Raw genomic sequence first — 20,617 nt, forward strand, 5'->3', positions numbered from 1 at the left:
CCGGCATCCGTCCCGGGATGACGGCCGGCCGGGTTGGGGAGGGGCCGGCTGAGTGAGTCCGGATCGATCGGTTGCATCGCTCACAGCGTCGAACGAATTCGACGGAGAATCTCGTTTGTAACTGCTTTTGCAAAGTATTTCGGGCTGTTTTAAGCAAAATCTCCGTCGAATTCGTTCGGGTCGACTGCGTCCGCGTTGGCGTCGGCTCGGCGGCGGCAGCGGCGTCGGCTCGGCGGCGGCAGCGGCGCGGCACCGGCACCGGCACCGGCACCGGGCATAACCGCCGCGGAACACTCCAATCCGCGGACCTTCAGCGCCCACGGTCATTGGGCACACTCATCTGGCCGGGGAGGGGTCAGTTGGTGAGGGACTATTTGAGGATGAAGAACTGGTCCGCGATCTCGACCCGGGAACCACGCGGCACCAGATAGCGCCGGCCGGGTTCGCAGCGCACCGCCACCGCATCCGGGCGACGGATGATGGTGCCATTGCCCGAGTACCGGTCACTGACCCAGAACTCGCCGTCGTGCTGGCCGAACTCGAGGTGGCTCTTCGACACCGAACGGCCGAGGTCGTTGATCTGCACCAGGATGTCGACGCGTTCGGTCGGCTGGGGCAGCGGCCGGCGACCGATCAGGCCGGTGCCGAGGGCCGAGATCGTCTCCCCCGTGCTGAACTGGAGCACGAACAGGGACGCGGTAGGGGCGGGGGCGGGTTCCGGAGCCTGGAGCGGCACTGGGGCGGGAGCCTCGACCGGGGCGGACACGACCGGCACCTCGACCNGAGCCTCGACCGGGGCGGACACGACCGGCACCTCGACCGGGGCGGACACGACCGGCACCGACACGACCGGCACCGAGATCACGGAGCGCCGACGGAGCGGCAGGATGACCGTTGTGTCGCTGGGCCGCGGGTCCGGTCGCTTCCGGGTTAGCGGGGTGGCCGTGCTCGAGCTGCCGCATTCGCCGCAGAACATGGCGCCGACGGGAAGCTGCGCACCGCAGATCAGACAGTTCATGGGCGGGCTCCTCCCGGTGCAGGGCCGCTCCCGCTCGGGGCAGTTCGGCGAACGGATTCCCCTCCAGCGTACCGACCCAGCGAACGCAACGACACGAGGGCCCGAAGCCGATCGGTGCGCCTGCTCCCCGCGTTGAGCGAGCGACGTAGGTCGGTGACCGCGGTCCACACGTCCTCGGCGGCGGCATTGCCCGGCCGTTCCGGGGAGAACACGGCACGGTCAACGGCGACCGCCAGTGTCAGAGGTTCCGCTCCCGGCACCAGCGCGGCCAGTTCCGTGCGGGTGGCCCCCACCGGAACATCGATGCCATGGTCCACGGCGGCGTCGGTGAATTCTCGCCAGCCGCCCCGAATCCGGTCGAGCGGTGTGGACCGGGTGCGGCGCAGCTGCCGCCTGCGTGCTTTGGCCAGGGCGATCAGCAGGAGGGGCGAGATCAGCACGCCGAGACCGAGGAGCGTCCAGGCGGCGATGGTCGCCGCGGCGAGCAGGAAGACCAGCAGCGGGTTGAGCGGTTCCGGCGGGTCGTCGCTGGTGCTCTCCGGCGGGGCTGGCTCGCGCAGTTCCACCGGGTCGGGGAGGGCCGGGGGCACAACCGACTGCGGCCGGGAAACCACCGACGGGTCATCGGGGGCCCGAGCCGGGATGTCCCGCACGGCCGGGTTCGGATCGATCGTGGCCCAGCCCTCGGTGGAGGAAACCTCAATCCACGCCGAGATGTCGGAACCGACGATGGGGACCGCCTCGGCCCCGGAGGCGGCCTCGGCGCCGGCGGCCGCCTGCGGCACGAAGCCGATGACGACCCGGGCCGGGAAGCCGAGCCGGCGCGCCATCAGGGCCGCGGCCACGGCGTATTGCTCGGCGTCACCGAGCATGGGCTGGTCGGTGAACAGCTCGCTGATGCGGTCGGCGCCGTGCCCGGACCGGCTCGCCGGTTCGTCCGGGAGGATGCCGTGGCTGATGTAACCATCCGTTTTCAGGCCGTCGAGCATGGCCTGCAGCTGCACACCGGGCGGGTCGCCGGCTTGCACGTAGCGGGCGAGCGCCTGTTCGACCTCGTCCGGCAGAACAGCGGGCGCAGGCAGCACGGCGCTGCCGGGGCGCAGGTCGGCCAGGCTGTCCGGTGACCGCGGGATGACGCCCACGCTCTGGTAACCATCGCCCCGGACCAGCCCGGTGAGCACCGCGGCCGTGCCGCTGTTGTCGTTGTAATAGAAGGAGTCGGAGCGCAGGATCCGGGTGGGGCCGTTGAACGTGATGCGTTCGAGCTGGCCGGCGCCGGGCACCCAGACGCCGGTGTAGCCCTCGACGGTCACCGTGAGGGTGGCCGGGTCGCCGTCGACCAGGGACTGGTCGAGACGGTCCGGCAGCCGGGTGAAGGAGCCGGACGCGCTGCTGACCTGGTCGCTGCCGACCGAGTAGACGATCCCGTCGTAGCTGTCCAGGGTGGCCAAGCGGAGGCGGCCGCCGCTCGGGAGGCCGGTCACCTCGAGGAGCACCGCATCCGCCCGTCCGGCCTGCAGGTAACCGCGGAATTCGCTCAGCGGGCTCGGGTAGGCCCGAGGGTCGAACGGCTGCTGCACCCGAGCGCGCAGCACGTCGCGCGGCACGTCGGCCGGCAGCACGACCGCGGCCCCGGTTCCGGCGGCGATCGCCACCGCCACGATCACGGCTGCGCTGACCAGCCCGCGGGCCGCCGCGAGCCGCCGGTCGGACGACGACGCCGTGCTGCGGCGGGATTGCTGCAGGGCGAGCCGCACGCCGGAACGGCGGCGCATCCAGCGAAACCAGAGCAGCCAGAACAGGAGCACGACGAAGAGGCCGAGACCGGTTCCGATCGGCATGGTCGCGACCGTCGGGCCCAGCACGATGCCGCTGACGAACAGGATGGCGGGGGCCAGTGTGCCGAGCTCGCCGACCGGGGCGCGGAGGGCGACCGACAGCCCGATCACGGTGCTGAGCAGCACCAGGATGAAGGCGGGCACGAGCAGCGCCTGATAGGAACCGACCGGAAGCACGATGGTGACGAGCTGTTTCCAGCTCAGCGCGGTCGCGGCCAGCAGGTCGAGCAGGCCGTCCGGGGTGGGCAGGATGCCGCGCACCGCCCGACCGGGAACGGCCAGTGGCACCCCGGCGAGTAGGTAGAGCCCCACGGTGGAAAGCGCCACCAGCCAGGTGCCCCAGCGAAACAGCGCCCCCAGTATGGCGACGACGGTACCCAGCCCGAAGGTGACGCCGACCAGCACGATGAACTCGCGGCTCTGATAGGCCGGCCAGAGCGAGGCGCTCGCGATCAGGGTCGCCAGGAGCAGCCCGACGGTGTTGCCGACGATGAAGCGCCAGTCCAGACGGATGCCGCGGACCGCCATCCCGCCTCGGCGCGCGCCGCCCCTCCTCATCCCCCGCGCGCTCATGCCGCCTTCGTTCGGGCGAGACTGTGCTGCAGGTCGTCGAGGTAGCCGATGGTGAGCACGCTCAGGTCGGCCACGCGGCGGAGGCTGGGGACGGTCTCCGGGGCGCAGATCACGGCGACCACGTCGACGCCGGCCGGGAAACGGCTGGCGGCCGTGCGCACCTGGGTGAGGGTGGTGGCCGACCCGCACACCAGGAAGGCCACCGAGATGCCGGCCACGGTGTCCGCTGCGGCCCTGGCCAGCTCGCTGACCGGCAGGGCGGCCAGGGAGCGTTTCACGCCGCTGAGATCGTCGAGCAGCCGGGTGCGGGTGAGGGTGCTCAGCGGACGGAGTCCCGGCATCCGTCGTCGGCTGGAGTCCGGCGGCACCGCACTGGCGACAACGGAGACCGTGCGCGCGTCGCGGATGGCCCGCACCCCCAGGCTGCCGGCGACGCTGACGGCCATCTCGAATTCGTCCTCGCCGGCATAGTCGGACTGCGCCAGGCTGAGAGCGACCATGAGGTGGCTGCGGCGGGATTCCTCGAACTGGCGCACCATGTAGCGGCCGGTCTTCGCGGTGCTCTTCCAGTGGATGGTGCGCCGCTCATCCCCGGGCACGTATTCGCGCAGCGCGTGGAACGAGACGTCGCTGTTGGTCAGGTCACGGGTGGGATTGCCCTCAAGGTCGCGGATGAAGCCCGTGCTCATGCTCGGGATCGAGACCGTGCGCGGGTGCACGAACAGCGAGACCTGTTCGGCCCAGACGATCTCCCGGCGCAGTAGCCCGATCGGGTCGGCGCGCGCCGTCCGCACCGGACCGATCGGGATCACGCCGCGTCTGCGGGTCGGCACGATGAAGACGTCCGAGAAGTCCTCGCCGCGGGCGAGGCTCGGCATCGAGAATTCGGCCAGCCCGGAGCCGACCGGCACCTCGACGCCCACGCCCGGCACCCTCCGGCGGGTCGGGTTCCGCACGCTCACCTGGCCGGGCACCCGCTCCCCCACGACCACCCGATCCACGGGCAGGTGCAGGTGGATCTCGAACGCGTTCCGACCGATCAGGAAACAGGATGCCGCCACCAGGAGCACGAGCCCGGCCCAGCCGATCACGATCAGCTCGGTCCAGCCCAGCGCATAGCCGAACAGGAACGAGACCCCCACGACCGCCAGGACGGCCCAGCCGAGCGGGGTGACCACGGACAAGACCGCACGCAGGGCGCCGGCGACACGAGCACCGCATTCCAACCCGAACCGGACTCCCGCCGCGACGAAGTCGGCCAGCCGGCCGTCACCGGAGACTGCGACCGGCGAAGTAGCGGGCGGCGCGGGCGCGAGCAGCGCAGGCGCGGTAGCTGTGCCTGCGCCCGGACCCGGCACGATCTGCGTCACGCAGCCTGCCTGTCGCTGGGCGGCGGAGTCTCGATCAGCACCCGGGCGATCACACTGGAGGCGGTGACGCCGTCGAATTCGGCTTCGGGGTCGAGCACGAGCCGGTGCGCGAGCACGGCGTCAGCCAGCTCCTTGATGTCGTCGGGCACCACGTAGTGGCGGCCGTTCGCGGCGGCGAGGGTCTTCGCGGTGCGGATCAGCGCGAGCGCCCCGCGCACGCTGACGCCCAGACGTACCTCGGAGCTCGTGCGGGTGCCGTCGATCAGTCGCGCCACGTAGTCGTTGATGGTGGCGTCGACGTAGACGGTGCGGGCCAGGGCGGCGAGTTCGACGACGGTCGCCGCGGACACCACCGGAGGCACGGTCACCTCGTGCGCGCGCTGCCCGGCACCTTCGAGGATGCGAATGGTCGAGGCGTGGTCCGGGTAGCCGATGGAGGCCTTCATGATGAATCGGTCCAACTGCGCCTCGGGTAGCCGGTATGTGCCGGCCTGCTCGATCGGGTTCTGGGTGGCGATCACCATGAACGGGGCCGCCACCGGGTGGGTGACGCCGTCGGCGGTGATCTGACCCTCCTCCATCACCTCGAGCAGCGCGGCCTGGGTCTTCGGGCTGGCCCGGTTGATCTCGTCGGCCAGCACGATGTTGGCGAAGACCGGCCCGCGGTGGAATTCGAACGCCCCGCTGCGCTGGTCGTAGATGCTCACTCCGGTGATGTCGCCCGGCAGCAGGTCGGGGGTGAACTGCACCCGGTTGCTGGTACCACGCACGCTCTGTGCGATGGCGCGCGCGAGCGAGGTCTTGCCGGTGCCGGGCACATCCTCGAGCAGCAGGTGTCCGCCGCTGAGAAGCGCGGTGAACGACATCCGGATGACGTGGTGCTTGCCCAGCAGCACCTGCTCGACCCCGGTCACCAGTCGGTCGAAAACGTCGGCGAACTGGGCCGCCTGCTCCGCGGTCATCGTCATGGGGTGATCACTTTCGTTGGTTCACGGCGCATAGGTATAGGTCTGATTATTCACGGTCAGCGCCAGAAGCACGGCGCCGGCCGGCGGGGGCGGCGCGTCGGTGCCGAACCTGCAGGTGTTCGGGGAGTCGGCATCCCGCGGGGTCACCGTGGCGTCGCCGGGCACCGAGCAGCTGTAGGCGGCGGGAAGGCCGTTGTTCTGAGGCCCGTTGGTCCAGCTGATGACTCCGGTGGCCGGGTCGTAGGCAAGCCCGGTCACGGTGAAGCTGACGGAGGCCTCGGGCGCGGTCAGCGTGCCCGACCACGGCCCGCACGAGCCCCAGTCGGTACAGGCCGAAACCTGATAACGCACAATCTCACCGAACGGGAGACTCAGAAGTTCGCGCGGCCAGCCGGCCCCGCTGAAGACGACCTCGGATCTCGGAACGAACCCGCCGGAGCCGTCGACCGCGCGCAGCCGGTAGTCCCGGATGCCCGCACTCGGGTTGATCCCGTCGACGCGCAGATCCCAGGCATCGCCCCGCGCCGCCATGGTGCTCTGCACATCGGTGACCGGTCCGGGCGCCGGGCGCACGAGAACGCTCGCCACCGCCGTCGGGGCGCAGCCGGCCTTGTTGTACCCCCAGACGGCGAAGTAGTAGCGGCCGTTGTCCGCGAGGAGGCTGTCGAACACGGTGCTGTTCGCGTCGCCGCCGAGCGCCTTCTGCTGGGCGACGATGCCGCCCTCTGTCGGTGGCTGAAGCTCCCCCGACGCGGACACCGTGCACGCCTGCGCACCCGTCGGAACCTGATCTTCGCGCAGCCGCTGCACGAAGTAGCCGCCGATGAGGGCGCCGCGGCCGTCGAACCCGTCCCACGTCACGGTCACCGCTCCGGCGGCGTCGGCCGCGCTGGCCGTGATCGCGCCGGCGCGGGCCGGGCCGAACGGCGTCGCACTCCCGGCCGCGCTGTTCCAACCGGCCAGGGCCGGGTAGGCGTCGTTGCGGGCGCTGACCGTGAAGGGGGTGTTCACGCCGTTAACGAGGCCCATCACGTCGACGGAGCAGGTTCCCGCCGCGCAACTCGATCCGGAAGCGCTGACCTCCTCCTGGACGGCGCCGTTCCGGGTCACCAAATAGCCGCGAATCGCCGTCCCGCCGCCCACCGGGGCAACCGTGTTCCAGCGCAGGCGCAGCCCGCCGTCGAGCGGCTCCGCAACCAGGCCGGTCGGCGCGGTCGGCACCGAGTCGGACCACACCCGATCGGACAGCATGGTCGCCTCGGACAGCCCGATCCCGTTCTGCGCGGCAACCGACACACGCAGAGCATTGCCCTGGCCGTTGCCGGGCGTCGCGACCTGGCAGGAGGTCGCTGAGCAGAGCGAGGTGGACAGCACGGCCCCCGACGCGGCGTCGAGGAGGGAAATCTGATACCCGGTGATCGCCGAGTTGTTGAAGGCCCCGGCGTTGAACGAGAAGGACAGGCCCCGATCGAAGAAGCCGGTGACGCGCAGGCTGGACACCGGGTCGGGTTTGTCCTGCACCGAGATGCGCACGGTGCCCCAGGCGTAGCGGGCAGGGTCGTTCGTCGCGTCGGCCACCTGGTACTGCAGGGTCAGGTCGGTCGGCGCGGCGTCCGAGGACACCCGGACCGACAGCCGGCTTCGGTCCGTGCTGGGCGTGATACTCACCCCGGCCGGAACGGCGCCGCCGTCCAGGCCGCGCACCGCGAGCACGCGCAGCGGCACGGACGGGAATGGGTTGGTGGCGCCGTCGTTCGCGAGCACGTCGACGACGGTCGTGCGACCGCGGGGAGCGACCGCGGCATCCGTCACGGGGATGGCGACGGGTCGCATTGACGCGACCACGCGCAGGTCGATCCGGCCGGCTCGGCCCTCCTGAACGCCGTCGCGCACGCCGATCGTGATCGTGCTCCGCGCGCCCTTCGGGGTGGATTCCGTGGCGCGCAGGGTGAGCGTCTGCCCGTCGAGCGCGTAGCTGAAACCGGTCGGAAGCGGGTCGAGCACGGTGTACGCCAGCTCAGGTTGGTCGTTCGGATACGGGTAACTGGTGAGTCGGGTCAGGTCGATGACCTTCTCCTGGTCGGGCTCGAACTCGAGCACCGCTCCATTGAAACCGGGCGGCTGATTCTCGCGGGGCGTGACCTCGATGGGCAGCACGATGGTCGCCGTGCGCCCATCCGGGTCTTCAGGCCCCGAACCGTCGGTGACCTCGAACGAAATGGACGCCGGCCCGAAGTATTTGTCGGTGCTCGTGAACGCGAGGCCGGTGTCGTTCCGGGCCAGGTCGGCCCCGTCCGAATGCGTCGCCCGCACGAGGCTGCGGTCGGTGAGGCGCACCTTTTTTCCGCCGACCGCGACGACGTAGTCGTTGATGTCGATGGAGAGCAGCGCCTCGCTCTGCACGGTCAGCGGCGGGGCACCGCGGCGCACCTGGGGTAGGGCGTCGTCGGTCCCGGGAACCCAGATGAACGCGTAGGACACGATGCTCGCGTCCTCCGGGTGCGTCACCGCGAACGGGATGATCTGGCTGGTCGAGCCCACCGTGACCCGGATGCGCCGGGCCGGCGTCACCTCGGCGATTCCCGAGAAACGCTCGGGCACCGTCAGAGCCAATGCGGTTGCCGGCCCCTCCGCGAAGAAGACGTTGGCCAGCACGTCGACGTCGACGGTCCGGGCCTCGAGCACGTCGGACAGCGGCACGTGGGTGTCGCGTGCATCCGGACGCGAGCGCGGGGCGTCCTCGCGGACCACGACCGTGAGGAAGGTGGAACTCGTTCCGCCCCGCACGTTCTGGATTTCATAGATGAAGCCGTAGCGGCCCGGTGTCACGGGTGAGGTCACGGCCACGGTGTCGCCGTCGACGACGGCGGTGCCCGAGTCGGCCTCGCCGCTCGCCTGGCCGCTCGCCTCCACGCCGGTGATGCTCAGGGTGCCGCCGTCGGGGTCGGAGTCGTTGCCGAGCACCCGCACGGCAATCGTACTGCCGGGGCGCACCACGACTTCGTCCGGAGTGGCGACCGGGTTGCGGGCGCCGTCGAGGCGCGGGCTGATCCCCACCCGCACGGTGCCGACGGCCCGGGCCCCGAGCGCGTCGACCACCGAGTAACTGAACGTGTCCGTGCCGGCCGAGTACTCCCCGGCCGTGTAGTCGAGCGAGTCCACGCCTGTGACCGTGACCGACCCCTTCTCCGGACTGGTCTCCTGGCCGACCAGTTGCACGGAGTCGCCGTCGGGGTCGATGCCGGAGAGCGGGATCGGGATGCTCACCGTGTCCCCGGCGAGCACGCGGGCCGTCACGGTTTTCGGCACGGGGGCGCTGTTCGAGGTGGGATCGGCTTCCCGCACCGCGATGCTGACCTCGGCGTTCGCGAACTGGCCGTCCGGGGCGTTCACTCGGTAGACGGCGGTGACGTTGCCGGCCGTGTCCGGCGCCAGGAACCGCAGCACCCGACCCGAGACGAAGAGCAGACCGCCGCCGGCGGGCAGTTCGGTCGCGAGCTCCGGCGCCAGGGTGAGGGTGTCGCCCTCGGGATGCTCGTCATTCGCGAGCACGGGGATGTCGATGGCGTCGCCGACGCGCACGGAGATCGAGTCCGGCACGGCGATCGGGGCCTGCTTCTGGGCCGGCGGCGGGATCTCGATCACGGTCACCGTGCCCGCGGCGTCGGCGAGGCCGTTGCTGACCCGGTAGCCGAACACGGCCGTGCCGCCCTCGAGGGGTTTGGTCAGGGTCACGCGCAGGATGCGCTGGTCGAGGATCTCGATTCGAAGTCCGCTGTCGGCGGGGACATCCGTGATACCCGTCACCAAAAGTACCCCACCGGCCGGATCGGAGTCCGTGGCGAGCACGTCCACGAGGGTGGCCTGCTGGCCGCGGATGAAGGCGGTGTGCGGCACGGTGACGGGGGCGCTGCTGGCGTCGGGCGCGGCCGTCACGTTGACGCGGATGCGTCCGGTGGCGGTGAGTTCGCCATCCGTCACCGCGTACTCGATCTCGTGCACCCCCACCACGCTGCTCTGCAACCGGAAGGTGCCGGCGTCGAAGTCCGCGGTGATGTTCACCTCGGGTTTGGCCGGCACGCTGCTCAGGCGCAGCGGCGCCGATCCGCCGCGCACATGCTCCAGCGGCGACACGGCCACCTCGCTGCCGGCGGTCGCAAGCACCACGAACGCCTCGGCGACGATGGGCACCGAGCCGCTCGGCCGCACCATCACCGAGAGCGCGCCGGCCCCGCCGGCACGGCCGTCGGAGACGGTGAGGCCCACCGTTTTCGCGCCCCCGCCCGCGCCGGCATCCGTGTAGACGACGGACCCGGCCGGCGTGAAGCTGATCTGGTCCGGTGCGGGCGCGGTCGCCGCCGCCAGATAGAACGGGTCGCCGTCCGGGTCGACCCAGTCGCCCAGCACCGCCGTGGTCACCCGTCCATTGGCGCGCACCGTGGTGTTCGTCGTGCGGGCCTGCACGGGTGCGGCGTTCTCCTCGGGGGAGCGCACCGCGACCGTGACCGTGGCCGAGGCGCTCCCGCCGCGCCCGTCGTCGATGATGTAGTCGAAGCTCAGTGATCCGGATGCCTCCGGCGTGAGGGTCAGCTGCACCTGCTGAGTGTCCGCCACGAGCTCGAGCCGCCCGGCCGACTCGGGCACGGGGGTGAGCGCCGAGATCACCAGCACGTCGCCGTTGGGGTCGAAGTCGTTGAGCAGCACGGGCAGGGTGACGGTGCGTCCCGGCCGGCCGCCGAAAGCGTCGTCGACAGCGACGGGTGGCACCTGGGACTTCTCGAACTCCGGCGGGGTGTCGTCAGCCGCCTGCTCGACCTGCTGCTGATCGGGGTCGGTGTCGATCAGTTCGGCCCAGTTGTCGATCAGTTCGTTGCCCTGCTGCACTGCCCAGGTCGTGCCGTTGCGGGCGTCGTTCAGCACGAGTCCGGTTCCGTTCCGGCGGAAGGCCAGCCGGGCGTCCCCGGCGACGCCGGACAGGGTGGCGGTGGCGCCGTCGCTTCCGGCGCCGCCCTCCGCGCCGGCCGCCGCGCAGTCGCGCCAGACGGTGCCGTCCGACCAGGCGGCATGGGCGCAGTAGGCGTCCTGTACGGGCGCGGCGGCGTCCCCGCTCCGGCCGGTGACGAGCGGAGTCAGGCGTCCGCCGGCACGGGGCACCGCAATGAGCCCCTCACGGTGGGCGATGAGAACGCGGTCGCCCGTCACGCTCGGCTCCGACAGGACGGGCTCATCCCCGGAACGGATGCTCCCGGACAGGTCTTCAACCCCCTCCGCCTGGAACAGTCGCCGGCTCGACGCGTTGAGCAGCGCCCACCGGCCGTCGACGCTGGTCAGCTGGTAGCGGTCATCCTTTTCGCCGGCCGTGAGCGTGACCGTGCTGGTAATGGTGTCCGCGGTGAGCAGGTCGACCTGGGAGAGTTCCCCCGTCGCCGGCGTGAAGGCGAACAGCACGCCGGCCTCGTCGAGGCTGACCACGGAGCCGGCACCGAAGGCCAGCGTCGGCTCGGTGGTGCTGTCGAACTCGGACAGCTGGCTCGCGGCCACGCTCCAGACGTCGCCGTTCGCGGTGACCACCGCCCGGTCGCCGGCCAAGAAGACCGAGGCAGCGTCCGGCGGCAGGGCCACGCTGTCGGCCACCTCCGCAGTCGCGGGGTCGAGGATGTCGAGGGCGCTGTTGCCACGGTCCAGCACCAGCACGGTGGCGCCCCGTTGCACCACGTCGAGGCTGGTGCTTCCGGCGCTGACCACCGTGTTCAGTTCGAAGACGGCCGTATTGGCTCGCCCGACGACCTGGCGGGCCTCGTTACTCACCCAGACGGCCGCGTCTCCGAGGTCGAGGCGCTGCGCGGTGTATCCACCGGAGGCGATGGCCACGGTGGCAATGACGGCCACGACCACGGTGCCGCTGAGCGCGGTGGCGAAGAGCGAGCGGTGGCGGGCGAGCCAGCGACGGATCACCCGGCGCCGCCGGACGCGCCCGGAAGGCGGGTGTCGACGCATTTTTCCCCGCTCGGAGCGCCGAGCTTGCCGTCCCGGTTGACCGTGACGGTCGCACAGACCCGAGATTGTCCCTGCGGGTCGACCCGGAATTCCGTTCCCCGCTGGATGCTGCTCTGACCGCTGCGCAGGGTCACCACGAAGGTGTCGCCGTCCCGGACCCCGGGGTCGGACCAGCTGAACACGATGGTTCCAGAGCGGAGCGCGCCATCCACATCACTGACCAGAGGGATGCCGGTGCCGGCCTGGGTCACCAGCACGGTCGCCGCCGTGGTCGCGAGTCCCACGATGATCACCGCCGCAGACACGAGTCCCCATACCGTGAGCGTGCGCCTCCGCTTCTTGGGCCGGGTGGTCACAGTGTCCCCCTGCGGGCCGGTGGTCAGCTGCCCGGTACTCAGCAGTGCCGAGGTCGCCGAGCGCGCGCCGAGGCCGGTTGGCGACGCCTTCCGGCGGCGGCGGCCGGCGTAGGCGTCGACTGAGTTGATGCCCGTGATCCGGGTCCGGTCCTCCTGGTCGGCGAGGGCAGCGACGGCCCAGCCGTCCTGCTCCACCTCGAGGGGCGTCTGCGCGAGACCGAGTTCGGCCTCCACCGATTGAAGCTCTCGGATGAGTTCCAGCACGCTCGGCTGCCGCAGTTCCGGCCGCCGCGACATCGAGCGATTCAGGATGGCGCCGAGCCGGGCCGGCACGTCGGCGCGGTCGAGCGGCGGCACGCGGGCCTTGTTGATGCGGGCCATCATCTGGGCCGAACCGTTCTCGGTACCGGCCACTTCGAACGGGGACATACCGACCAAGAGCGAGTAGAGGGTGGCGCCGAGCGACCACACCTCCGAGGCGACCGACCCGGAGATCTCGCCGAGCAGCACCTCAGGGGCCGACCACGGAATGGAGAGCCCGATGGCGTCGCTCCTCTCGGCCTCGCCGAGGGTGGCGGCGATCCCGAAGTCCGACAGCACCGGGTGCCCATACGCGGTGACCAGGATGTTGGACGGCTTCAGGTCCCGGTGGAGCACCCCGGACCGGTGCGCGGTCTCGACGGCGCTCGCTATCTTCACACCGATCCGCAGGGTATCCGGCACCGAGAGCGGTTCAAAGCGGTAGCGCTGGCTGAGGGTCGAGGAGCAGTACTCCATGACGAGATACGGTCGTCCGTCCGCGGAGACGCTCGCCTGGAAAACCGTGAGAATCGACGGATGCGAGCTCAGCTGGGCCATCAGGTTGGCCTCGGCCTGGAACAGCTGGCGCACGTGGTCGTTGACGATCTCGGACAGGAGTACCTTGACCGCGACCTGGCGCCTGGGCATGTTCTGCTCGTAGAGGAACACGTCGGCGAAACCGCCGGATCCGAGCGGACGGAGATAGGAGAATCCCGGCAGGTTCGGCGGCGTGGAGGGTAAGCGCCGTGCCATGTCGCCTCCCGGTGTCATCATCAGTGCGGGTCGTGCGTGAATAGGCGCATATCGACCGGGTGACTCGACAGGCGCTCCCTAATTTTAGGTGTCTCGCTGCCGGACGGGCGGTAGAAAGCTACCCCAACTCTGGGGGTACGACATCGCTGACGGTGATCACGTCGAGCACGATCACCGTGACATTGTCGCGGCCGCCGTTGTCGAGCGCGGCTTCCAAGAGAGCCCTGGCCGCGTCATCCGCCCGAGGGTTGGAGATCAAGAAATGACGGATGCCGTATGCCGTCAGCTCCTTGGTCAGGCCGTCGGAGCAGATCAGGAGCCGCATCCCGGCCTGGAGGGGGCGGATGCGATAGTCGGGCACGGGTGGTTCGTGGAAGCCCACGGCGCGGGTGACGATGTTGCCGTGCGGGTGCACATCCGCTTCGTCCCTGGTGATCCGGCCCGCGTCCACGAGTTCCTGGACCACGGAGTGGTCGGTGGTGACCTGCTCCAGCACGCCGGAGGTGAGCTGGTACACCCGGGAGTCGCCGATGTTGAACACGATCCACTGCGGCTCGCCGGAGACGACGGCCAGCGCGGCGCCCGTCACGGTCGTTCCGGTGCCAAGGTCGGTCACACCCTCGCCCGAGGCCATGTCGACGACGGAACGGCTGAGCGCGTCGTTGATCGCCTCCGCTTCGACGTGGTCCGTTCCGGCGAGCTCGGCCAGCCGGGTCACGACGGCGGCGCTGGCGACGTCGCCAGCGGAGTGACCGCCCATGCCGTCGGCGACCGCGAAGACGGGAATTTCGGCGACGAGGCTGTCTTCGTTGATCTGGCGGCGGTGCCCGGTGTCGGTGATCGCCGCCCAGGCCAGCGTCACGGTTTTCTGCACCGACGGAAGTACGACGATGGAACCGGTTGAGCCTTGACCAATCTGGGTCACGGTTGTGCCTTCCGAAATTGCCGCGCGATTACTGACCGGGCGTGTTGCCGGCTGCGGGGAGGATCTCGATGATATTACCGTCCCCTAAGTGCACCGTCGTACCGGGCAGCACTGCGAGCGATTGGCCGGAATGAAGCCGTTGCCTGCGCCCGCGTGGCGGAGCCACCACGGTGCCGTTCGTGGAACCGAGGTCGGTGACGACGATAGAGCCGCCCTCCTGTCGTATTTCCACGTGGGTGCCGGAGACGGCGGAGGTGGGCGAGGCAACCTCGATCAGCCGCACCGGCGCGGCGGCACTGATGCGCGGCGCTCGCGGTCGGCGACCGAGCCGGCAGGGAAGGTCCAGCGGGATCTCCTCCCCGTTCGGCAGCCGGAACGCGAAGCGAGCCTCGGCGGCCCGGGCCCGTGCGCCGGCCGCAGGCCCGGGCTGCCCGGGCGCCCGGACGTCGGAGATCAGGGTGTCGGCCCCGGCCGGGCGGGCGAGAACGGTGTCGGCATCCGCCGCGCGGCCCGCGGCGCCGGAGCGCACGATCGTGGCATCGTCGGCAGGTGAGTCGTCAGTCAGCGCAGCGTCGGCCTGCGCTGCGTCGGCCTGCGCTGACTCGGCCTGGCTGTGCTCCGCGAACGACCAGAACAGGGTGTTCGCGAGCACGGATCCGAGCCCGAATGGCCGGCCGGAGTCGAGGGCGCGCGAGGAGGCCACGGGTCGCCCGGTGGAACCCACCGTGAACCCGGTCACGGCCAGGAAGTCGGCCAACAGCCAGGGGCGAATGCTGACGTCCGAGAACCGGCGCGACCCACCGACCGAGTACACGTCGACCGCAACCTCGCCGCGAACGATCACGGAGACGGGGACGCCGTCCTCGTCCGTGGGAGCGCGCTGAACGATCACCGCGAAGTGCTCGACGGCGTGCTCGCCACCGAGCGGCAACAGGGCGACGAGCTCTTCGGCTTCGACGTGGGGTGCCGTAACGAGCGCGGCCAGGGTCAGGGTGATGCCCGCCGGGGTGCCGGCGGGCAGGGCGGCGATGAAGCCGCGCCCCACGACGAAGGTCCAGGCGGCTTCGGTGCCGGGACCGGTTTCGTATCCGACGCGCCCCACGGGAATGGTGCCTTTCCGTTACGTTGACGATCATTATTCGGACGCCGATTCAGTGGCCGATCAGGTCGGTGGCCGATCTACGACATGGCGTGCGTGATTCGCGTGTAGTCCTCGAGCACATACATCGACAGGTCTTTACCGTACCGGAGTGCGTGAATCCGCCGTACGGCATCTCCGCGACGAGGCGATTGCTCTCGCCGCAGACGCAAGCGAGCAGTGGACCGCGGCGCGGGATGAACGTCCGTTCCGGCCACCACGTCGATCCGAGCCGAGGCCGAGGATCAACTCTGTCCCGAACCAATTCGACGGAGATTTTGGCTGGATCGGCCCTAAACCCGCCGAAGCAGCTGTTTCAAACAAAATCTCCGTCGAATTGGTTATCCACGATGGCCGCCGTCGACGAAATTGGGAAGGTCGCGAGCTCTCACGGAGCTCCCGAGTGGTTCGATGAGCCGGCGGAACCTCGCCAGCAGCGATCATCCCAGCGGCGGGAACCGAGCCTGAACCAGACAATCTTCCAAGGATTCCGTTGTGTTTGACGTGAATTGCTGCGGAATCGCTTGCCTGAGGTCCCTCCCGCTGGCATACTCGCTGGATGAGCGTAAACGGGCGCAATGCGGGCAGGCCGGCACCACTGGATGAGGTCTCGAAGAAGATCATCGAGCAGCTCCAGGCCGACGGCCGACGCTCGTATGCCGAAATCGGCAAGGCGGTGGGCCTGAGCGAGGCCGCAGTGCGACAGCGCGTGCAGAAATTGACGGATGCCGGCGTCATGCAGGTCGTCGCCGTCACCGACCCGATGCAGCTGGGCTTCTACCGCCAGGCCATGATCGGCATCCGCGCGACCGGGGACACTCGACTGCTCGCGGACCGGCTGTCCGCCATTCCAGCCGTCGACTACGTCGTCCTGACGGCCGGCTCCTTCGACCTGCTGGTCGAAGTTGTCTGCGAGGACGACGACGAACTGATCGACCTCCTCAATTCACAGATCCGCGGTCTCGAGGGCGTCAGCTCCACCGAGACCTTCGTTTATCTCAAACTCCATAAGCAGTTCTACAACTGGGGAACACGGTAAAAAAAAATGACAATCACATCAGCCACCACCGACTCCGCCGCGCCCGTCACCGCAGTCGCCGCCGAAGTTGCCACCGTCAGCACCGGCGACACCACAGCCGGGGTGTCGGCCACACCCCGCGTTTACACGGATGCAGAGAACGCCACCCTGCAGCAGAAGGCGAAAGACCACCTCTGGATGCACTTCTCGCGCCAGTCCGTGCTCGAAAGCGGCCACGGCGTGCCGATTATCACCAAGGGTGTCGGCCACCACATCTGGGACTCGAACGGCAAGAGGTACATCGATGGCCTGAGCGGGCTGTTCACCGTCAACGCCGGCCACGGCCGCAAGCGGCTTGCCCAGGTGGCGGCGAAGCAGGCCGAGGAACTCGCGTTCTTCCCAATCTGGTCCTACGCCCACCCGAGCGCCATCGAGCTAGCCGATCGTCTGGCCGCAAACGCGCCCGGCGACCTCAACCGGGTCTTCTACTCGACCGGAGGCGGCGAGGCCGTGGAGACCGCCTTCAAGCTGGCCAAGTACTACTGGAAGCTGCAGGGCCGCCCCACCAAGCACAAGGTCATCTCCCGCAACGTGGCCTACCACGGCACCCCGCAGGGCGCCTTGGCCATTACGGGCATCCCGGCCATGAAGGAAATGTTCGAACCCGTCACCCCCGGCGGATTCCGCGTCCCGAACACCAACTTCTACCGCGCCGACGAGCTGGGTTCCGGGCTCGGCGACGACGTGGAGAAGTTTGGCCTGTGGGCCGCCAACCGCATCGAAGAGATGATTCAGTTCGAGGGCCCGGAGACCGTGGCCGCGGTGTTCCTGGAACCCGTGCAGAACTCTGGTGGCTGCTTCCCGCCGCCCCCCGGCTACTTCAAGCGGGTGCGCGAGATCTGCGACCAGTACGACGTGCTGCTGGTGGCCGACGAGGTCATCACCGCTTTCGGACGCATCGGCAACATGTTCGCGTCCACGACCTTCGGGATCGAGCCGGACATGATCACCTGCGCGAAGGGCATGACCAGCGGCTACTCCCCGATCGGCGCCACCATTATCAGCGACCGCATCTACGAGCCCTTCAAGCACGGTGACACGACCTTTTATCACGGTTACACTTTCGGTGGCCACCCGGTTTCCGCGGCCGTGGCCATGGCCAACCTCGACATCTTCGAGGAGGAAAAGCTCAACGAGAATGTGCGTGAGAACTCGCCGCTTTTCCGGGCCGAGCTCGAGAAGCTGCTCGCCCTGCCGATCGTGGGCGACGTGCGCGGCGAGGGCTACTTCTTCGGAATCGAGCTGGTGAAGGACAAGGTCACCAAGGAGACCTTCAACGACGCCGAGTCTGAGCGCCTGCTGCGCGGCTACCTCTCCAAGGCGTTGTTCGAGGCCGGGCTGTACTGCCGTGCCGACGACCGCGGAGACCCCGTCGTGCAGCTCGCTCCCCCGCTGACCATCGGCCCGGCCGAATTCAGCGAGATCGGCGACATCCTGTACGGCGTGCTGTCGGAGGCGCCCAAGTACCTGTAGCCGCTACGGCCAACCGGATGCCTGAAGCTGGTTACCTGCCGCCGGAAGTCCGATAGCGGCATTCCGCTCAGGCGTTTTCGGGTTCGTCCGGAGGGACCGCAAACGCCCAGTCTGGTAGGTGCCCCGAACCGAAAACGGTGTGGAGCAACTCAGCCATGCCGTAGTGCCGGTCAATGGCGAGTGCCTGGTCGACGAAGATTCCGGCGACCGACCCGCGCCCCATCGCCCACGACAGCCAGGCCAGCATGCACAGCGGCGCCGGTCTGGCCGTGCGCGGCGCCAGAGCGACCAGCACCTTCAGCAGTCGGATCGCCGGCTCGATGCGTTCGGGGTCGGGGCGCTCCCGGCCGAGCCCGAGCATAAGGTCGCTCGTGACCCGGGAGTGCGGGCTGTCGAGTCCGTCGGACTGCTCCTCAGCGATGATGTCGTCCAGGCTCCGTCCCGTGGCTCGCTGCAGGATGGCATACCGCAGGTTGAGGCAGTGCGTGTTGCGGCCGACCGTCTCTCCGAAGGCGAATTGCAGCATCATCTGGTCCCGGCAGGCCGGCCCCTGCATCAGGAACAGCAACGCGGCCGCGTCGTCAAGCCCCAGGTTCTGCGGGTCAAAACCGAGCGCCGCCTCCGCGGCCACCACCGGGTCGAGGATGTCACCGGCCAGCTCAAGCAGTTCCGGCATCGTGCCGGCTTGGCCGCCGAGGCGTTGATAGCGCGCCAGCCGGCGGCCGAGCCGCTCTCTCATCGACGGGTCGACCGCCGGCAGGTCCGCGCGACTCTGCAGCGTCGCGAGGTCGCGGCGAACCTCTTCGGGGATGGCCCGGTGCACCTCGGAGGCGGCGATCGCGCGGAGCGGATGCCCGCCGGCCGGGCAGTCCGGGTCGAAGTACGAGCCCCACCCGTCGGCGGCCACGCACAGGGCGTCGCGAAGCAGGAAACCGGAGAGCCGGGCGCGAGCGCACAGCACCTCGACGAAGCGTTCCTGCGGCAGGCCGGCCACAGCCACGATGTTCTCGTCGCTGTAGACGACGGGCACCAGCGCGTCGACGTCCGGGATCTTGCAGAGCGTTCCCACGAGCGTGGTGGCGATGCGCTTGAGCACCTTCTCCGGTGCCGCAGGGTCGGGCAGGTTGAACCGCATCGCCCCGCAGGTGCGGTTGCCGCGGAAGGCGACGAGCACCAGGCTCTTCTCGGGCAAGAACCCGGCGAGCTGCGGCACGAGCGCGAGGAAGTCATGTGCTTCCCTGGTCTTGACGATTGTCCTGTTCATGGGTCCACCCTCTCCGGAACCGCCTCCACCTCCCGATCCGGGCCGGGTCGGTGCACGACTCGGCGGATTCACATTCTGGGGAGGACTGGCCACGTACTCTGGAGCAGACGGATGCGGCCGGTGGGCAAGCGCACGACACCGACAACAGGACGAGGTTCACGGATGGCATTCTCAATTTTTCTGGATGTGTTGCTGCTGGTCGTGCTGTTCGGCTACCTGATTTCCGGATACCGCAACGGCCTCATCGGCAGCATCGCCGGAATCACCGGACTCGCGGCGGGTGCCGTCGCCGCCTACTTTCTGGTGCCGCTCGTGGGCACCTGGGTTCCCGCCGCGGAGTGGCGCACGGCCGCGACCCTCGCGGCCGCAGCTGTTTTGCTGATCGGCGGCCTCTCGCTCGGACGCTCCATCGGCAGGATCCTGACTCCCCAGGGCACTCGCAACAAGCTCCGGGTCGTCGACCGCGTGCTCGGCGCCGGTGCAGCCGTCGCGGTGTCGGCCCTCGTGGTCTCGATGATCGCCTTCAGCGTCGGTGCCCTCGGGGTCCCCGTGGTGTCGTCGGCGGTGAGCTCGTCGAGCGTGATCCGCTCGATCGACTCCCTGACCCCGGACCAGGTGAAGAGCTTCCTGGCCCAACTGCGCTCCATCGTGGTGACCGAGGGCATCCCGCGTGTCGTGGAGGCCTTCAACGGCGAGGCCCCGGTCGTGCCGAGCGTGGGCACCGACAGCGACGCCCTGCTCGCGGCGAGCGCGTCGGTGATGAAGATCAGCGGAACCGCCTATGCGTGCGGGCAGAACCAGTCCGGCAGCGGTTTCGTGGTCGCTCCGGAACGGGTACTCACCAACGCTCACGTCGTCGCCGGGGTGGAGGAGCCCGTCGTCGTCACGCCCGACGGCAGGTCCCGTTCGGGTCAGATCGTCTACTTCGACCCGATCGTGGACCTCGCCGTGATCGCAGTGTCGGGGCTCGAGGCTCCCCCGCTCTCCCTTGGCGAGAATCTTCCGCCGGGCAGCCTTGCGGTGAGCAGCGGCTATCCCTTCGGCGGGCCATTCGAATCGGCGCCGGCCGAGGTCGTCGCCGTGGCCCCAGCCCTGGTCGCCGACATCTACGGGCAGGACCCGTCCTCCCGGCAGATCTACACGCTGGCTGCCGACGTCGACCATGGCGAATCGGGCGGCCCCCTGCTCAGCGAGGCCGGTATCGTGACGGGCGTCATCTTCGCGAAGTCGACCACCACCGAGAACCTCGGCTACGCCCTCGCCATGGAGGAAGTCGACCCGGTCGTAGAGCAGGCCGCCACGCTCGGCTCCCCGATCTCGTCCGGCACCTGCATCAGCGGCTAACTGAGTGAGTCCTCGTCGACTGGCTGTGTCGCTGCCTGCGGTCAAAACTGACTGCGCCCGGTGGACCCTGGTCCTCCAGGGCCGGACGCCGCACCCGGTACCGAACCAATTCGACGGAGATTCTCGCGTAAAACTGCTCTTTCGGAGGGTTTGGGGCCGTTTCCGCCAGAATCTCCGTCGAATTCGTTCGGGGTGGGCGGAAGAGCCAGTCGGAAACCCCCG

At 69.4% G+C, this 20,617-nt stretch carries 12 protein-coding genes; 3 read left to right on the forward strand and 9 right to left on the reverse strand.

Going from position 1 to position 20,617, the window contains the following annotated elements; all coding sequences use genetic code 11:
* Positions 1 to 370: 370 nt before the first annotated feature.
* The 8 genes from CXY82_RS07265 to CXY82_RS07300 form a co-directional block, all read right to left on the reverse strand.
* Positions 371 to 1,018 carry an FHA domain-containing protein gene (locus tag CXY82_RS07265; protein WP_104170327.1) on the reverse strand — a complete coding sequence of 216 codons (648 nt, stop codon included), beginning with the start codon at positions 1,016 to 1,018 and terminating at the stop codon, positions 371 to 373.
* On the reverse strand, positions 1,015 to 3,384 hold the full coding sequence (locus CXY82_RS18365) for a transglutaminase-like domain-containing protein (RefSeq protein WP_104170328.1): 2,370 nt from the start codon (positions 3,382 to 3,384) through the stop codon (positions 1,015 to 1,017). Before CXY82_RS18365 ends, CXY82_RS07265 begins: the two co-directional genes overlap by 4 nt.
* A 41-nt stretch (positions 3,385 to 3,425) precedes the next feature.
* Positions 3,426 to 4,799, reverse strand: coding sequence for a DUF58 domain-containing protein (locus CXY82_RS07275; protein ID WP_233199241.1), 1,374 nt, complete (start codon positions 4,797 to 4,799; stop codon positions 3,426 to 3,428).
* Positions 4,796 to 5,767: a MoxR family ATPase gene (locus CXY82_RS07280; protein ID WP_104170329.1), complete on the reverse strand. Its 972-nt coding sequence runs from the start codon at positions 5,765 to 5,767 to the stop codon at positions 4,796 to 4,798. The genes CXY82_RS07275 and CXY82_RS07280 overlap by 4 nt, the downstream gene beginning before the upstream one ends.
* Positions 5,768 to 5,788: 21 nt before the next feature.
* Positions 5,789 to 11,722, reverse strand: coding sequence for an Ig-like domain-containing protein (locus tag CXY82_RS07285; RefSeq protein ID WP_146069064.1), 5,934 nt, complete (start codon positions 11,720 to 11,722; stop codon positions 5,789 to 5,791).
* Positions 11,719 to 13,173, reverse strand: coding sequence for a serine/threonine-protein kinase (locus CXY82_RS07290; protein WP_104170331.1), 1,455 nt, complete (start codon positions 13,171 to 13,173; stop codon positions 11,719 to 11,721). The genes CXY82_RS07285 and CXY82_RS07290 overlap by 4 nt, the downstream gene beginning before the upstream one ends.
* A gap of 118 nt (positions 13,174 to 13,291) precedes the next feature.
* Entirely contained in the window at positions 13,292 to 14,098 is an 807-nt protein-coding gene (locus CXY82_RS07295; protein WP_104170332.1) for a PP2C family serine/threonine-protein phosphatase, read from the reverse strand.
* Between the two features lie 28 nt (positions 14,099 to 14,126).
* The gene (locus CXY82_RS07300; RefSeq protein WP_104170333.1) at positions 14,127 to 15,200 is read right to left on the reverse strand and encodes an FHA domain-containing protein; all 1,074 of its coding nucleotides are present in this window, start codon (positions 15,198 to 15,200) and stop codon (positions 14,127 to 14,129) included.
* Positions 15,201 to 15,795: 595 nt separating this feature from the next.
* Here CXY82_RS07300 and CXY82_RS07305 point away from each other — a divergent pair.
* Positions 15,796 to 16,275 (forward strand): Lrp/AsnC family transcriptional regulator, encoded by a 480-nt coding sequence (locus tag CXY82_RS07305; RefSeq protein ID WP_104170334.1) that lies wholly within the window; start codon positions 15,796 to 15,798, stop codon positions 16,273 to 16,275.
* A gap of 6 nt (positions 16,276 to 16,281) precedes the next feature.
* Positions 16,282 to 17,787: an aspartate aminotransferase family protein gene (locus tag CXY82_RS07310; RefSeq protein WP_104170335.1), complete on the forward strand. Its 1,506-nt coding sequence runs from the start codon at positions 16,282 to 16,284 to the stop codon at positions 17,785 to 17,787.
* A 67-nt stretch (positions 17,788 to 17,854) separates the two neighbouring features.
* On the opposite strand, the gene CXY82_RS07315 is transcribed toward CXY82_RS07310, so the two are convergent.
* Entirely contained in the window at positions 17,855 to 19,051 is a 1,197-nt protein-coding gene (locus CXY82_RS07315; protein ID WP_104170336.1) for a DUF4192 domain-containing protein, read from the reverse strand.
* Positions 19,052 to 19,213: 162 nt separating this feature from the next.
* On the opposite strand from CXY82_RS07315, the gene CXY82_RS07320 reads away from it, so the two are divergent.
* A complete protein-coding gene (locus tag CXY82_RS07320) occupies positions 19,214 to 20,395 on the forward strand; it encodes a MarP family serine protease (protein ID WP_104170337.1) in 1,182 nt (393 codons plus the stop codon).
* The last annotated feature ends 222 nt before the right edge of the window (positions 20,396 to 20,617 follow it).

This window comes from Cryobacterium sp. M23, assembly GCF_002929655.1.
Lineage (GTDB): Bacteria > Actinomycetota > Actinomycetes > Actinomycetales > Microbacteriaceae > Cryobacterium > Cryobacterium sandaracinum.